Source organism: Pseudoalteromonas sp. Xi13 (assembly GCF_003952205.1).
GTDB lineage: Bacteria > Pseudomonadota > Gammaproteobacteria > Enterobacterales > Alteromonadaceae > Pseudoalteromonas > Pseudoalteromonas atlantica.
Map to the genome: position 1 here is coordinate 2088459 of NZ_CP034439.1, position 15918 is coordinate 2104376.

Here is a 15918-nt window from a genome sequence, read left to right on the forward strand (position 1 = left end):
CTTTTGTAAAAAAGCGGTTAGGTACTATGTTGAATAATTACACAACACAAAATAAATAACAATTAATTGTTAACAATTTAAATTAGTGTAAAAAACTTTACTAATCGTATTATTCAATAAGTTGAAAACGTTGATTGTCGCCGTTATAACACTGCCACTGTACAATATCAGCACCATTTGTTTGCAATTTACCTGCGATATCTACACATTTATTACTTAAACTTGATTTAAGCTCAAAGTAGCCGTCACCCGTGCTATTGAGAGTAAAGCGTTGACTGGCTTTTGCATGATCACAAACCCACTGCTCCAACTTAGCGCCATTACTTGTACTGGCGTTTTCAATCTGCATGCACAAACCACTTAACTGCGAGCTAATTGCATATTCATTATTACTTAACTCAACAAGGTTAAATTGTTGGTTAGTATTATCAGAGCCACAATCCCATTGCTGATAATAAGAGCCATTACTCATAGCGCCAGCTGTTATATCAATACACTTTTGACTATGCTTAGCTTTGATCTGTGCACCATTACTAACACTGTTTGTATTGGACGCATTAACAGGTTTATAAACTCGCACCCAATCGACATACATTTTATTTTTACTACCGTCAGCCAAATCGGCATCTGTAGCAATATTTCCCGCCTCTGAACGCCAATCGTGATCTTCTGTATCAATAATAATATAAGCAGATTGATCCATATTATGTGTGTTCTTGTTTAACGTCGCACCGGTATAGTCTTTATCTTTCATCACCACCTGCGCCCATGAACCATCAGGCGTTTGCTGGCCATCAATGTAAAATGTGACTTCTGTTGGGCTTTTCCAATACACGCCAAAACGATGAAAACCTTCACGCCAATACGTTCCCCAACTAGGCGTATTATGCGTTTGATCATTGTAATCACTAATTATTTGGTTAGATTGTTGATCACGAATAAACACATGAAAGTTCGTCGACATATTTTTAGCAAACCAATCATCACGTGCCCCACCGTATACCTCGAGCACATCTATCTCTCGTTCGTCATTGTCACTTAGCAGCCAAAAATTTGAAGATAATTCCAGATTACTTACCTTAATGTTTGCCTCTAAAAAGATTGGAAAGCTAACTTTTGTTTTCGAGGTGATCACCCCTGCATTAACTTTATCTGTACCAGCACGACGCGAAGCACTGATTATAAGGTTGCCGTCTGAAACCCATGACTCATCTTGCTGCCAATAGGTCAAACCTGGACCTGTCCAACTATTAAAGTAAGTATCATTCCATTTACTGGTAAATGCAGCAGGTTTACCTGTGTAATTAAATGAGTCTGAGTATGTTTCTTGTAGCTGCCAGACTTTGCCATCACCGGGAGTAACCGGTAAAGGAATTGAGTCCCAATCATTTGCAAACAAGTTGGTAGTAGTGAGTAAACAGCCGATAAACAATGTTGTTTTGTTCATTTTTGCCTCTTTAAATTAATGTTGTCATTTTGGTCACAAACTGTGACCAATACAGACTAGTACAAATAAGAAACAAAACAAACACATTGTTAACAAAATACTTTCAACAATAACCAAACCAAGTTATGCTCAACTTTGCACCAGGACGTGTTTTACTTATTTATTACACGCGCCTCAATCCGAAATTAAATAACAATAATGCAAGGGATCTTATGGTATTCAATAATTTAATGATCACAGAAAAACTGCGGTTTATAATGCTTATTTTAAGCGCGTTACTGATAACGGGGTGCAACGGTACGAAAAATACTGTCAAAATAACCTCTCCTCAAGCCTTAACGACGAGCTTTATCAAAACAAATAAGCCACTGCACATTGACTACCTAGTAACGGGTAGTTTGCTCAAGCAATTAAACTTAACCATCACTAATCCTAGCAATTATGCCACCTTAGATTTGTATGCAAACGATGTTTTATTATTTGAGAACCTCAACATAGCTCGCACTGGTAAACACACGTTTAATGCATTAGTGGAGTTTCCTCAACATGGTGACACTATCCTCACCCTCAAAGTCAACAATACCGATATCACGGTTCACAGTGTCTCATTTACTGATATTGCAGGTTTAACATTACCCACCTATAGAGACATTACCCAAGCGGCAGGACTTGATAGCGTGAACTCAATTAAATACGGTGGGCCGACCATAGCTGACTTAGATAACGATGGTGATTATGATTTTATCGTAAATAATCATAACCAAGAAAGCAGTAAACTTTATTGGAACAATGGTGATGGAACCGTAACAAAACATGATAAAAACTTAGCCCGTTGGTTTATGCATGATTTACACGGCACCGCAGTAGGTGATTATGACAATGACGGCGATCTTGATTTAGTGGTAACACAAGGTGGCGGTAATGGCAAAAATCCCTCTAAAGCTAACTTTTATACTAATAACAATGGCACCTTGGTGCTAACAACTGGTGATGTCAATATTGATAAAGGCGGCCGTGGACGCGGCGCAAAATGGTCTGATATGGATTTAGATGGCGACTTAGATTTAATACTTATAAATGAAGCCAGCTTAGCAGGCACTAAACCACAACATTATTTTTATGAGAACACCGGAAAAAATGGTTTTGTTCGTAAAAGAGTAAAGGGTATTGAAGATCAACACCCCTCGCGCGCACTAATAACCGATATAAATAATGATCACATAGACGATATAATTCTGTATGGGCCTTTATCTGTATGGCAAGGTAATGGTGATTTTACTTATACAAATGTTACCGCGCAGTTTCCAAAAATTACTGATACTCATAGCATCATGGCCGTGACTGATATTGATATAGATAACGACGGCGATCTTGATTTATACCTAGCGAGGGGGAAAGAGTTTGAAGCCGGCAAAGGTGAGGCACCGTTTGTTGATCACAACCCCCTTGATAAAACATTTTCAATTAAGCCCCGAGGTTACAAGGGCATCGATAAATTTACCTTTACTGCTGACAATCAAATAAAGCTTCATAACTACTATTTTCTGGCCCAGGGCACATTTAGGGGCAAAGACTACCCTATATTTTTAGGTCACAAAAAAACACCGGTTATGCTTAAAAGTGGTGAAGAACTGACATTTACTAAAGAGCAGGCACAAGGCATTACAGATGATATGTCAGAAAATGGGGTTTATTTTGGCCATATAGGTAACGGCCAATGGCAAGCTGTATTGGTACGTAATGATGATATTTTTTGGGGTTATAAATTCAGCCTTAAAGGAGTTGATAACGTGCAAACCGCGTTTACCCCTGAAAACCGCAACATGGCAGATATATTATTACGTAATGATAATGGCACATTCACTGACGTATCTAAGCAATGGAATATCCCTTTAGGGGGTAATTCAATGGGAGTAACACGCGGTGACTTTAATAATGATACACACCAAGATTTGTTTATTTATCGTTGGGGAGATATTGAAAAACGCATTGCGGATTTGATGTTAGTTAATGATGGTAATGGACAGTTTCATGCTGTTACAGCACATGGAGCAAATGCATCGGGCGATCGTGGCAACGGTGATATGGGCCAGGCTTTTGATTTTGATTTAGATGGCGACATTGATCTTCTTAACGGGAGTGAAGGCGGCCAGTGGTATTTATATGCAAATAGCCAAAACAAAGCATCTGAAAATAATTATGTACTTATTAACGTTGGCTACTCACCAAAAAATCATATTGATGCTACATCGGCATTAGTAACCGTTGAAACCGCCAGACAAACCTTTCATAAACGGGTTGGCTCAGCGGGTGCTGTATTTTCACAAAGCTTACTTAACACTGTTCATTTTGGTCTAGCTAAAGAAAATACCATCAAAAAAATAACCGTAAGATGGCGAAATGGTGAAACCGTCGAGTTTAGTGATAAAGTCCCGAACAAAGTGTACTCAACATCTCGCCTTGATCCCACTGCTATTACTTTCAAAGCCGCTCATGAGAGTATTCGCGCTGGCACAAAAATGACATTAATACCGCAATTTTTACCCAAGCAAAGTAATCAAACATTACACTGGTCGTCATCTAATGAAGCTATATTAACTGTAAACCAAGCTGGCCAAGTAAAAGCCGTGGGTAAACCCACTGAGTATGCGACCATTCGTGTCACCAGCAAAGCTAACCAATTAGTTGCTGAGAAAATCCTGCATATTAGCGAGTTTGTACCTGCCCCACTTAGACATATCTCAATTACTGCTGATCATAATAACGCTAAAAGCTCACTACCCCATGAATTGTTTGTTGGCCAATCGTTACAGCTTAGCGCCAAGCTAACACCTGATATAGCTGATAACCAACAAATTACATGGCAAAGTAGTAAGCCTGCGATTGCCTTTATAAATGACAAGGTGCAAGTAAAAGCTTTAGAGTCTGGCACAGTAACCCTATCAGCGATTGGCGGCCGTAACAATCAAGTAATGGGTAGTCATACACTTGTAATAAAGCCCGTGATCAAACCATATATAACCATTACCAACCAATCAGCGTTAAACAGCTTAACGGTCGATGATGATATAACGGTTCGCGTTGATTACCATGCGGGTAGCAATAACCAGGTTATAGCCTCAGATGAAGGTGGAATTCGTTTTTGGCTAAGGCACTTCAAATCAAAGTGGATCCCAGTAAAAGATACCGTGCTAACAGATAAAAGCGTTTTAAATACGCAATCTGGACAAGCTTCAATGACTTTTTCCCTTGATGGAGTAACCCCAAGCGCAGAACTTCCTGAAGGACATTTTTACTTATTGCGTGCTTCGTTTGTATCCAGTGATGGCACAATGAACGATGTTAATATTTATCCTTTGAATATTAGCGAATCCCATCACTGACTATAACAACTAAAACACATTATGTTCAGTGCTGTAGCCTTTAAAACACTGAACATGATTTATAAGAAATATATATAGGCGGGTAAATTGCAAAGGGCGCCTGATTTATCGCATAGTTTGCTCTTTAGAAAACTAATTGTATTACTGAACCCTTCCACAAAAAATTTCTTAATAAGTAGTTAAATCGAAAAGTATTTTTCCCACTAAAAGTAATTAAAATATTAACTGTACGACTTCAACTCAGTTGGTTAGCGCACTACCCACCTTAAATCCTAACTAATACTACAAACACCCGCGGTGTTTATAAATTCGTTTAAACAAAAACGCCCTCGTATTACTTATTTATTAATGCAGTTTGTTATTTAAAGCCAAATTAAGCCATTACTTAAAGGCGATAATTTTGTTTGATTTATATACTATTTGTTTACAATTTGATTATAATCGCTTAGTGGGTTTTTAAAGTGAGTTTAGGTATGGTGCGGGTTGGTATATTAACAGTATTCTTTTTCTGTGCTTTGTTTAGCCCGCTAACATATGCTTATACACTTAATAACAACATTACCCTAGAGGATGATAACCTGTGGCGCCCTGTCACAGCATTCAATGCGCCTCCTTCTGCACAGCAAGTAATTACATCTTATAAAAACGCTAGTGAAACGAGTAACCTGCTCGGTAAAAGTGGCGCTGTAGTAACAAAAATTGCGCTAAATAACCCCACCACTGGAGATTGGTATGTGCTGCCGCAAGCCAACTTTATCGACGTTGGTTTAGCCTATTGGCAAACCGAACAGGGGGATATAGTTAAGCTTGCTGATTTTTCGCAGTCACACGTTAATCAACCGGCTATTTTAATGCATGGACAAGCATTTAAATTGCCCTTTTATGCGCCAAGCAGTGGCTATTTATGGATATATTTAGAAGCCAAGCACTATCCAACGCCGGTTGATTTAAGTATTTTAAGCGAAGGTGCATTTTTGCATCATCAGTTTTATATAAATTCATTAAGCCTTATTGCTATTTCTGCCATGCTTACTGTAGCAATGATGGCCTTTGTAATGTTTTTAAGAGTAAAGCAAAAAGTGGCCTTGTTTTGTGCTGGGTATGTCGGTTTGCACGGTCTTGGCTGGGCGTTTGCTTCGGGCGCTGTAAATACAATTTATGCCAGCCCCTCTTTTAATAAACATTACTTAGGTATTTATTTATTTGCCTTTGCTGTGAGTTGCGCAGCAGCATTTACCTACTACCTGTTTAACTTCGATAAAGAAAAAGCCAATAAGCTTGGGAGTGCTTTAAAATACTTTACCGTTAGCGCATTTTTATGCGGTATCTGCAGCCTATTTATGCCCTTTTATTTAGTGTTTTATATCGCGCACTTTTTAGCAGCCGTATGGGTTATTCTTAGCTTAACCACCGGGTTTGCCATGCTTAGCCTGAACGATTTTAGAGCCAAGTATTTTTTATTTGGAAATATGCTCTATAGCCTGTCATTAGTAGTATTCGTTGCATTTCATTTTGATTTAATAAATGCGACCTCATCAGAAATACTTGTGCTGCTAGCCTTAGCAATAGATTGTGTGTGTATTGTGCTGTCTTTGTCTGAGTGGCTAAAGTTAAAACAGCACGAATTTAGTACCTTGTTACATGAATCTCGCTTTGATCCTCTAACCCAAGTAGGCAACCGACTTCTATTAAATGATGAGCTGATTAAACTTGCACACAGTGCTTACATCATTGTGTTTATAGATTGTGATGGAATAAAAAAAATAAACGATGCGCTTGGGCACGCTAAAGGTGATGCTTTTTTAATAAATGCAGCAAAATTAATGACACAGCATCTAGCGCAAGACGGCACCGTATTTAGAACCGGGGGCGATGAATTTATTTGGTTATGTAAAGTCAAAAACAAATCACACCTTCCCCAACTAAAAACCACACTTACCCAGAAGCTCACCGCATTACATCGCACTATTCAACAGCAATGGCCGCAATCTGGTATTAGTTATGGCATAGCATCTAGCGATGAGTGCCAAAGCCATACCGAGTGTTTAACCTTAGCGGATCAGCGCATGTATAACTTAAAATCAGCCCATAAACTTAAAGCAAGTTAAGCTACTAACCTCCTCAACCACCTTTTTTCGCCACTTACCCTTTTATTTTACTCGAAGTCTCTGCTAGGTACGCTTATGTATACGCCAATCACTGCATGCATGTGTGTCGCCCTTTGTTCGCGAGTATGAAATTTATTAAACAGTGTAATAGTACAAAACAAACAAGAACAAAGTTATAATGGCGCTAATTTGTCAGGCGAATAAAGCTATAAATAACACGATTAAATTACACCAATAGGAGTTGTACATGGAACATATTATTTCGGGCGTGGCTAAGTTTCAAAAAGAAGTTTACCCATCAAAAAAAGCAGCGTTTCAAAAACTAGCCAATGGTCAAAACCCAGAAGTGTTATTTATCACCTGTGCCGACTCGCGTATCGATCCTAACTTAGTGACTCAAACTGAACCCGGTGAATTATTTATTTGTCGTAACGCGGGCAATATTATCCCGCCACATAGTAATCAAACCGGCGGTATGACAGCCTCAATTGAATTTGCGGTGGCTGCACTGGGCGTATCGCACATTATTATTTGTGGACACTCGGATTGTGGCGCAATGAAAGGCGCTATAAATACTGAAGGTTTATCAAGCTTACCGCACGTTAAAGAGTGGCTTGGCCACAGCCGCGTAGCAACTGAAGTTGTAAAAGAAAAATGCGGTTGCGCAGAGCTAAACAATAACGACCACCTAGGCTTAGTAATTGAAGAAAACGTAGTACAACAACTACAGCATATAAAAACACACCCTGCTGTGGCTGCAAAAATTGCAACCGGTCAAGTTAAGCTACACGGCTGGGTATATGATATAGAATCTGCAGAAATTAAAACCTACGATGAAGCAACGGGCAGCTTTAAACCTGTTGAAGATACCGATGTAGAAACCCTAGCAAAACAAAGCAAGTAAAGCCGCTTTACAGAATTAATGCGCTTACTGTTATTTTTATTTCAAAATAACAAAGCGCATTTTTTATTCATAGCCTAAACGCTTACCCCTCGTTATTAGTTAACGGCACAAATGCACTTTTGCTGACTAAGCAGCACATTGTAGCCTCATTTTGTGCACTCCCATAGTGATAGCACCGCACCAAAACAACTCAAATATGCGTAAGTAAAACCATTTAAAAGCAATATAGCTATTAAAAACAAGCACTTATAAAAATGGCCGTGTTTTTGCTTATATGATAACCATACCGTTCGTTATTAAAACAACACACATTTAGGTTGTTATGACCACAGGCAAAGAAGCCCGCTCGCAGTTGCATTAATTTGTAACTGTGGCGGGCTTTTTTGTTTTTAAATTAAACCGTCATTGAGGGGATACCAATGCAAACACCAACAAAAATACTCATTATTGGTAATGGGATGGTTGGGCACCATTTTGTAGAGCAAATGCGCCAAAGCGACGCTGACGCGCACATTACCGTACTGTGTGGAGAAGCAAATTTAGCTTATGACCGTGTTTACTTATCAAGCGTGTTTGATGGTAAAACAGCCGCCGATTTAGCCCTAACCACTTTTGATAATTATCAGCAGTTAAATATAAATGTGCATACTAACCAGTGGGTTAATGAAATAGATAAAACAAACAAGGTAGTTAGCACTCAAACCGGTGATAAATTTAGTTACGATAAACTTATTTTAGCAACAGGGTCGTACCCGTTTGTGCCGCCAATTAAAGGGAATGACCAACCCCATTGCTTGGTTTACCGTACCCTAGAGGATTTAGAGCAAATAAAAGCAAGCGCTGCACAAAGTAAAAGTGGCGTAGTGATAGGTGGCGGCTTATTAGGGCTTGAAGCAGCCAATGCAATTAAGCAACTTGGGCTTGATACTCATGTAGTTGAGTTTGCACCCCAACTTATGGCGGTACAACTTGATGAACAAGGTGGTACGCTGTTAAAAAACAAAATTGAAAAATTGGGCGTAAGCGTGCATACCGCTAAAGCCACCAGCGAAATAGTAAAAGGCGAAACGAGCCGTTACAGATTAAATTTTTCAGATGACACGTTTTTAGAAACCGACTTAATTTTGTTCTCGGCCGGTATTCGCCCATACGATGAGCTTGGCAAAGTAGCCGAACTTGAATTAGGGCAACGTGGCGGCATTGTAATAAATAACCAATGCCAAACATCAAACCCAGATATATATGCTATTGGCGAATGTGCCTTGTGGGACAAAAAGCTTTTTGGCCTAGTCGCTCCGGGTTATAACATGGCTCGCGTGGTTGCAAGCCAACTTACAGGCGGCGAACTTGAGTTTTTAGGCGCCGATATGAGCACAAAATTAAAACTACTCGGGGTAGAGGTAGGCTCAATTGGCGATGCCCACGCTAAAACCCCCGATTGCAAAGAGTTAATTTATCAAGATCCTATTCGTGATTGTTATAAAAAAATTATTTTAAATGAGGTAGGCAACAAGTTATTAGGCGCAGTACTTGTTGGCGATACTAGCGATTACGACACACTGTTGCAGTACATGTTAAACGACATGGAATTACCCGCACACCCTGAGTGCCTCATTTTACCTGATAGCGAAGGAGCACCTGTTTTAGCGGGAAATGCCCTGCCCGATACTGCCACTATTTGTTCGTGTCACAATGTAAGCAAAGGCGACATTGTGGGTGCAATTGATGGCGGCTCATGCGATTTATCTGCAGTTAAAGCTTGTACCAAAGCCGCCAGCGGCTGTGGTGGCTGTGCCGCATTATTAAAATCGGTAGTCGACAGTGAACTTCAAAGCCGTGGGGTTGAAGTTAACAACCATGTGTGTGAACACTTTGCTTTTTCGCGCCAAGAGTTACTGCATTTAGTAAAAGTAGAAAGCATTAAAACTTTTGATGATTTGCTCGCTAAACATGGCAGCGGTCATCACGGCTGCGAAATATGCAAACCTGCCGTGGCCTCTATTTTAGCTTCAACGTGGAATGAGTTTATTTTAGAACCCGCTCATGTTGGCCTGCAAGACACCAACGACGCTTACCTTGCAAATATGCAAAAAGATGGCTCTTACTCTGTCGTTCCCCGAATAGCGGGTGGCGAAATTACCCCCGACAAACTTATTGTTATTGGCCAAGTTGCTAAAGACTTTAACCTGTACTGTAAAGTAACCGGTGGACAGCGTATCGACTTATTTGGCGCACGCCTTGAAGAGCTCCCTATTATTTGGGAAAGACTTATTGCAGCCGGTTTTGAGACCGGTCATGCTTATGGTAAATCGCTCAGAACCGTTAAATCGTGTGTTGGCAGTACGTGGTGTCGCTATGGAGTACAAGACAGTGTTGGCCACGCGATTGCGATTGAAAACCGCTACAAAGGTTTACGCGCCCCGCATAAATTTAAAATGGCCGTATCGGGTTGTACCCGCGAATGCGCTGAGGCACAAAGCAAAGATATAGGCGTAATAGCAACCGAAAATGGCTGGAACTTATACGTATGTGGAAATGGCGGTATGCGCCCGCGCCATGCTGATTTATTTGCTACCGATTTAGATACCGAAACACTCATTAAATACATTGACCGCGTGATCATGTTTTACATTAAAACCGCCGATAAACTGCAGCGCACCTCAGTGTGGATGGAAAATTTAGAGGGCGGGTTAGATTATTTAAAAAGCGTAGTAATAGACGACAGCCTAGGTATTTGCCATGAGCTTGAAACCCAAATGGCGCTTATAACTAAAACTTACGCCTGCGAATGGAAAAAAGCAGTCGAAAGTCCAGAGGCTTCAAAACGGTTCCGCCAATTTATTAATAGCCCAGATGCTGATAGCAATATTTTATTTGTACAAGAGCGCAACCAAATTCGCCCTGCAACTGAGTCTGAAAAACGTAACCAGCAAAATTCGACAAACCGTATCCCCGTAATGGAAATTGAGCAGGAGCAAGCTGATGTATTGGCATAAAATTGGAACAACCGACGACCTAGTTGCTAATAGTGGCGTATGCGCATTAGTAAACAACCAGCAAGTGGCCATATTTTATGTTCCACAAAATAGTGAGCCTGTGTTAGCCATTAGCAACTACGACCCGATAGGCAAAGCCAATGTACTATCGCGCGGCATTATTGGCTCTATTGATGGAAAATTAGTAGTGGCCTCCCCTTTGTATAAGCAACATTTTTGTTTAAATACTGGCGAATGCCTAGAAGCAGAGGCAATACAGCTCCCCGTATTTGAAGCCAAAATAGACAATGGCAATGTCTTTGTTAGCGCTGAGCCAAAAGCCATTACAGCGTTAGCATAAGGAGTAATAAAATGAGTGTTATTTCGTATTTTTCGGGAATTGAAAGCCCATGGCTAAACAAGTTTGTTAATAAACTCACTCAAGATACAAAGCACAAAGCTAAACATCAAAAAAACGGCCACGTGTATTTAATAGGGGCAGGCCCGGGCGATGCTGAGCTTATAACGGTGAAAGCGCAGCGCCTGATTGCAGCAGCCGACGTGGTATTGTACGACAGCCTAGTTAGTGAAGCGCTTTTAAATACACTGCCTAAACATACGCAGCGAGTGTATGTAGGTAAACGCGCAGGCAAGCACTCCATGCCACAAGCTGCCATTAGTGCCTTATTAGTAAAATACGCACAACAAGGGTTTAAAGTTGTTCGTTTAAAAGGTGGCGATCCGAGTATTTTTGCGCGCATTAATGAAGAAGCCAACGCCCTATCAGAGCACAATATTAATTTTGCTATTGTCCCAGGCGTTACCACCGCGTGTGCAGCCTCGGCTTATACTGGTATACCGCTTACTGCTCGCGATGTGGCCCGAAGTGTTACATTTTTAACGGCGCAATTTGCCGATCCTAATAAACTCCCTAATTGGCACAACTACACCTATTTACAAGGCTCTAACAACCCCACGCTAGTCGTCTATATGGGATTAGGACGTTTAAACGCATTAAGTACTGGTTTGCAATCGGTTGGCTGGCCTAAAACAACCCCTATCGCATTGATAGAAAATGCCACCACCAACAAGCAAAAAATAATAACCAGCACGCTTGAGGAAATTACTAGCGAGAGTGCGGTGCACACATTAACGGGCCCTACGCTAATTATGGTTGGCGAGGTAATAAATCATCAAATGGCTATCAGCCCAGCGCTGCTGCAATGTAGTAACGCATAAATTCCCCCTCTGGTGTTTGCTCTGTGCAGTTTACAGAGTAAACACTTTTTTCCCCTAATTCATGAAAGGCGCAATCGAGTGCAAAAACAACTATTTTTGCACCAAAAAGGTTTATTCCTGTAATAAGGACAGATAAGTTAAAATGGGAACAAATAACAAGTATGGCTTTAAGCAGCTGTTTTAATTTAATTTTAAATTCAATCGAAAATTTTTTAAATGATTGGAACAGTGGTTGCACTTTATATACAAAAAAGTGTGGAACAAGTCCTATGTTATCGAGCAATCCTCTCACAAAACAGTTTTTATTAGCAGCAAAATACCAAGAAATTCATGCCTTAAAACAGCTTCAAAAAAGCTGTGCATCGCTTACTAAACTGGGCGATTTTATACACCAGTTACAAAAAGAGCGTGGCATGAGCAATATTTACTTAGCCTCTAACCGCAAACGTTTTGCTTCGCAGTTAAAACAACAAATTAGCTTAACAGAGCAAACGCAAACGCAGTTTTACCACTCAATTAAAACGACCTTTATTACCGATAACGCCGACACGGGCCACACCCGTTTGTACAATTTAATTACCCATAGTTTACAATCGTTAGAGGCGCTGCCAGAGCTGCGACAACAAATAGCAAATCAAAAAATTACCCCTGTGCATGCAACTCAATCGTACACGCAGCTTATTTCGTGTTTGCTAAATATAATTTTAGAAGCCGCCGATGGCGCAAGCGACCCGCGCGTTACACGATTGCTAGTGGCTTATTTTAATTTTATGCAAGGTAAAGAATACGCCGGACAAGAACGTGCCTGTGGCGCGCAAGCGTTTGCGTCAAGTAAGTTTACCGTGGAGCAAAAACAACAGCTTGCTCATTTTGTTCAACAACAGCATCACAGCTTTACGTTTTTTAACGAATACGCCGACGAACACGTATTAAAATGCTATCGCTCGTTAACTGATCACCCCGTAAATAAGCAAGTGGATCAGCTACGGGGGCTTTTACAAAATTTAGATGACGAAAATGCGCAGCCGCTTTCTCAGCTTAGTGAGGTGTGGTACGAGGTAACAACAACGCGTATCGATATTATGCACAAAATTGAGCAAAACCTCAGTGACTACCTTATTGACTCTGCAGCAATGCAAATTGCTCAGGCGCAGCGCACTTTAAATTCAAATAAACAGGTTATAAGCAGCCTTGAAGAACAATACATGCCAATGACCGACGGCCAACTCGCGTTTAAACAAAATACCCCCCAAAATACCGCTGCTAATAAACTCAATAGTAATAAAAGCATGTACGACTTAATCATGGAGCAAAGCCAACATATTAAGCAAATAAACCAGGCTTTAGTTGATGCTAAACGGGTAATAACAGAACAAAAAATAATACATCAGGCAAAGTATATTTTAATAGAGCAGCTAAGCCTTAGCGAAGAGCAAGCTCATAAAAAGTTGCAAAAGCAAGCAATGGACTCGCACTGCTCGCTTTATAATATTGCGCAAAAAATTGTAGAGCTAAGCGATTAAAATCGGGCGTGTGGTTAGCGCCCAAAACCGCCTTAAAGTAAGGGTTTTAAAAAGCGGTTTTTACGAGGTAAGTAATAATCGTCGTAATCAAGCGACACAATAATACGCTCTGCTTTGCCAAGTAGTTCGCTGCGGGGGATTAAACCAATAACACGCGAGTCAGCACTGTGGTCGCGGTTATCGCCCATTGCTAAATAATAATCTTCAGGAATAGTTATTTTATTAAAACCCGATAGCTGCGAAGGCGTATGCGCAACACGAATCGTGTGTTTGTGGCCATTTAAATCTTCTATTTTATCTAAAGAATCAATATTGCTTTGCAAGTTATTGTATTTAAGTTTAACGCCATTAATTTCTAGCTCGTTGTTATAAAGCGCTACCGTATCGCCTGGCACACCAATTACGCGTTTAATTAACCGGTTATCAGCAGCTTGTGAGTCAAATACAATAATATCGCCTGTTTGTGGGTCGGCCAATTTAACTAAAGGAATATGCGTAAAAGGGATGCGTATATCATAAGCCATTTTATCGGTTAAGATTCTGTCGCCTTCTAATATGGTGGGTTTCATCGAGCCTGTCGGTACTTCATACCAATCGGCAACTGCGCTTCTAAACACGCTCATCAGCGCAATAAATAAAATTAACGAACGGTTATTTTTCCAAAATTTATAAAGTGGCTTCATACCTAGTCCCTACCTATCATAAGTAATAGTATGACTAGCTTAATACCAAGCAGTTCAATGAATAATGTAACAAAAAGTGTGGTGATTTTAGGTAGAATTACCAAGGCTTATGCCTTGGTAAGGAGTAATTTGTGAAGCTTATTGTTGGTTTAGCTTGTCTTTCGCTTCTTTTACTTTTTCAAAGTCTAGGCCGAGTTCGTCGGTGGCTTCTTTAATTAAGTGCGGCTGAGTCATCACCACGGCCATTAACTGCTGTAGTTTTTCAGGCGGAATACCAAGTTCTTGTACTAATGCCATTGCCATCATTGGGTTTTGTGTAAAGGCCTCGAACAATGCTTTTACTTTTTCGTCGCTTACATTGTGCTCTTTAAGTATTGCTAGTATTGGGTTCATTTTTAACCTTGTGTGTTTTGTACGTATTTTATATTTACTAAATTATATTAGCTGAGCCATGCATTAACAACGCCAACACACGCCTCAGTGTTACATTGGGTGGTTATTCTACAAGTAATACCACTTTACCGGCATTTTCATTACGCTCTAAAATAGCATGCGCTTCGTTAGCATCGCTCCACGGTAGTGTTTTATACACGTTAAATTCGTACTTTTTAGTAGCAATATCATTGTAAAAACGCGCGACTAAGTCATCGCGTAATTGGCGTTTAAACTCAATGCTACGGTTTCTAAGTGTTGATGCATGAAACGAAATACGTTTGCGTAATAGCGCTGCAAAATCAACCTCAGCAAAACGCCCATCTAAAAAAGCGAGCATAATAATTTGGCAATCCATGGCAGCAATAGCCGCATTTTTATTTAAATAACTGCCCGAAACAGGATCTACAATTGCATTTGCTAAAAGCTCATTTGCTTGCATATATTCTACAAAGTCAGTTGTTTTGTAATTAATGGCATGATCGGCGCCAAGGGCTTTTGCATGCTCGCATTTTTCATCTGAGCCGGCAGTAATAACCACCGTTGCACCTGCACTTTTAGCCATTTGAATAGCCGCACCGCCTACACCACTTGCCCCTGCATGAATAAGCGCTGTTTGGCCTTGTTGTAATTTACCAAGTTCAAAAAGCGCACCAAATGCTGTGAGGTACACTTCGCTAATAGCTGCACCTTCAACCATGGTTAAATCATCTGGCAATACCATTAATTGTTTAGCATCTATGGCAACGTACTCGCTGTAAGCCCCGCCTGCGCACAAGCTAAAAATACGTTTATTAAGCCAGCTTTTATCAACATCAAAACCAAGCTCAACCACTGTGCCTGCGCACTCTAAACCTAAAATGGGGCTATCCCCAGTTGGTGCTGGGTATTTACCTTGGCGCTGCATGCAATCAGCGCGATTTACACCTATAGCAGACACTTTTACTAGCACTTCGTGGCTTTTTAAAACCGGTTTATCGGTTTCACTAAATGCAAGGGTTCCACCCTCATGAGAAATATATTTCATTAATGCTCCGTATTTAGCCTTTTAATTAGGGCCTGTTAACCTTTCAGGATTAAAATTTGTTCAATCTAGGGGCCATTTAATCGCGGCGCGAGGTTTGTAACCTAGTGGGCTAAGTAAAAACCGAGCAACAAAGAGTAAATGGCCCCTAGGCAGAAACCCTTCGGGCAGCGCCTGTTTGGCATTTATGCTACGTTATC

General features: G+C 40.4%; 11 protein-coding genes. 7 read left to right on the top strand and 4 right to left on the bottom strand.

The window, feature by feature from the left end:
* Positions 1 to 109: 109 nt before the first annotated feature.
* Positions 110 to 1447: an RICIN domain-containing protein gene (locus tag EJ103_RS09375; protein ID WP_126007335.1), complete on the bottom strand. Its 1338-nt coding sequence runs from the start codon at positions 1445 to 1447 to the stop codon at positions 110 to 112.
* A 212-nt stretch (positions 1448 to 1659) separates the two neighbouring features.
* On the opposite strand from EJ103_RS09375, the gene EJ103_RS09380 reads away from it, so the two are divergent.
* The 7 genes from EJ103_RS09380 to EJ103_RS09415 all read left to right on the top strand — a co-directional run bounded on the left by EJ103_RS09380 (position 1660) and on the right by EJ103_RS09415 (position 13579).
* Positions 1660 to 4830 carry an FG-GAP-like repeat-containing protein gene (locus EJ103_RS09380; RefSeq protein WP_126007336.1) on the top strand — a complete coding sequence of 1057 codons (3171 nt, stop codon included), beginning with the start codon at positions 1660 to 1662 and terminating at the stop codon, positions 4828 to 4830.
* A gap of 461 nt (positions 4831 to 5291) precedes the next feature.
* Positions 5292 to 6938 (top strand): diguanylate cyclase, encoded by a 1647-nt coding sequence (locus EJ103_RS09385; RefSeq protein WP_241232264.1) that lies wholly within the window; start codon positions 5292 to 5294, stop codon positions 6936 to 6938.
* 247 nt (positions 6939 to 7185) lie between these two features.
* Positions 7186 to 7842 carry a carbonic anhydrase gene (locus EJ103_RS09390; protein WP_055255729.1) on the top strand — a complete coding sequence of 219 codons (657 nt, stop codon included), beginning with the start codon at positions 7186 to 7188 and terminating at the stop codon, positions 7840 to 7842.
* A gap of 419 nt (positions 7843 to 8261) precedes the next feature.
* Positions 8262 to 10838 (top strand): nitrite reductase large subunit NirB, encoded by a 2577-nt coding sequence (gene nirB / locus EJ103_RS09395; RefSeq protein ID WP_126007338.1) that lies wholly within the window; start codon positions 8262 to 8264, stop codon positions 10836 to 10838.
* Positions 10825 to 11178, top strand: coding sequence for a nitrite reductase small subunit NirD (gene nirD, locus EJ103_RS09400; protein WP_024033472.1), 354 nt, complete (start codon positions 10825 to 10827; stop codon positions 11176 to 11178). The genes nirB and nirD overlap by 14 nt, the downstream gene beginning before the upstream one ends.
* Before the next feature lie 11 nt (positions 11179 to 11189).
* Positions 11190 to 12056, top strand: coding sequence for a uroporphyrinogen-III C-methyltransferase (gene cobA, locus EJ103_RS09405; protein WP_126007340.1), 867 nt, complete (start codon positions 11190 to 11192; stop codon positions 12054 to 12056).
* A 269-nt stretch (positions 12057 to 12325) separates the two neighbouring features.
* Positions 12326 to 13579 carry a nitrate regulatory protein gene (locus EJ103_RS09415; RefSeq protein ID WP_029771678.1) on the top strand — a complete coding sequence of 418 codons (1254 nt, stop codon included), beginning with the start codon at positions 12326 to 12328 and terminating at the stop codon, positions 13577 to 13579.
* Positions 13580 to 13611: 32 nt separating this feature from the next.
* On the opposite strand, the gene lepB is transcribed toward EJ103_RS09415, so the two are convergent.
* The 3 genes from lepB to EJ103_RS09430 all read right to left on the bottom strand — a co-directional run bounded on the left by lepB (position 13612) and on the right by EJ103_RS09430 (position 15721).
* Positions 13612 to 14262, bottom strand: coding sequence for a signal peptidase I (gene lepB / locus EJ103_RS09420; RefSeq protein ID WP_004586775.1), 651 nt, complete (start codon positions 14260 to 14262; stop codon positions 13612 to 13614).
* Positions 14263 to 14400: 138 nt separating this feature from the next.
* Positions 14401 to 14655, bottom strand: a complete 255-nt coding sequence (locus tag EJ103_RS09425) for a DUF2999 family protein (protein ID WP_004586776.1) — start codon at positions 14653 to 14655, stop codon at positions 14401 to 14403.
* 103 nt (positions 14656 to 14758) lie between these two features.
* Complete coding sequence (locus EJ103_RS09430) at positions 14759 to 15721, bottom strand: zinc-binding dehydrogenase (protein ID WP_126007345.1); 963 nt, start codon at positions 15719 to 15721, stop codon at positions 14759 to 14761.
* Positions 15722 to 15918: the final 197 nt, after the last annotated feature.

Coding starts and splice junctions, on each gene's coding strand:
- lepB (WP_004586775.1), bottom strand. CDS start 14,262: ATGAAGCCACTTTATAAATTTTGGAAAAATAACCGTTCGTTAATTTTA.
- EJ103_RS09425 (WP_004586776.1), bottom strand. CDS start 14,655: ATGAACCCAATACTAGCAATACTTAAAGAGCACAATGTAAGCGACGAA.
- EJ103_RS09390 (WP_055255729.1), top strand. CDS start 7,186: ATGGAACATATTATTTCGGGCGTGGCTAAGTTTCAAAAAGAAGTTTAC.
- EJ103_RS09375 (WP_126007335.1), bottom strand. CDS start 1,447: ATGAACAAAACAACATTGTTTATCGGCTGTTTACTCACTACTACCAAC.
- EJ103_RS09380 (WP_126007336.1), top strand. CDS start 1,660: ATGGTATTCAATAATTTAATGATCACAGAAAAACTGCGGTTTATAATG.
- cobA (WP_126007340.1), top strand. CDS start 11,190: ATGAGTGTTATTTCGTATTTTTCGGGAATTGAAAGCCCATGGCTAAAC.
- nirB (WP_126007338.1), top strand. CDS start 8,262: ATGCAAACACCAACAAAAATACTCATTATTGGTAATGGGATGGTTGGG.
- EJ103_RS09415 (WP_029771678.1), top strand. CDS start 12,326: ATGTTATCGAGCAATCCTCTCACAAAACAGTTTTTATTAGCAGCAAAA.
- nirD (WP_024033472.1), top strand. CDS start 10,825: ATGTATTGGCATAAAATTGGAACAACCGACGACCTAGTTGCTAATAGT.
- EJ103_RS09430 (WP_126007345.1), bottom strand. CDS start 15,721: ATGAAATATATTTCTCATGAGGGTGGAACCCTTGCATTTAGTGAAACC.